At 58.1% G+C, this 446-nt stretch carries 1 pseudogene; it reads right to left on the bottom strand.

The features are described from left to right. Window positions 1-446 (bottom strand): annotated as a pseudogene (gene recA, locus F7Q90_RS26075) (recombinase RecA); the annotation flags it as partial.

The following is a 446-nucleotide window of genomic DNA, read 5'->3' as shown; positions in this document are numbered from 1 at the left end:
ACCCACGACGTTATCTCCCTCTTTCACCGCGCCGATACGACGGATATCAAGACGAACAGAGGCGTAGAATTTCAGCGCGTTACCGCCGGTGGTGGTTTCCGGGTTGCCGAACATCACGCCAATCTTCATACGGATCTGGTTGATGAAAATCAACAGCGTGTTGGACTGTTTCAGGTTCCCCGCCAGCTTACGCATCGCCTGGCTCATCATACGCGCCGCGAGGCCCATGTGAGAGTCGCCGATTTCGCCTTCAATTTCCGCTTTCGGCGTTAGCGCCGCTACGGAGTCGACCACAATGACGTCCACCGCGCCTGAACGCGCCAGCGCGTCACAGATTTCCAGCGCCTGCTCGCCGGTGTCCGGCTGAGAACAGAGCAGGTTATCGATATCGACTCCCAGCTTGCGGGCGTAAACGGGGTCAAGCGCGTGTTCCGCATCGATAAACG

The sequence above is a fragment of the Pantoea stewartii subsp. stewartii genome (assembly GCF_008801695.1).
Classification (GTDB): domain Bacteria; phylum Pseudomonadota; class Gammaproteobacteria; order Enterobacterales; family Enterobacteriaceae; genus Pantoea; species Pantoea stewartii.
Note: the sequence above shows the minus strand (reverse complement) of the source record. Positions and strands in the feature narration are given on the sequence as shown.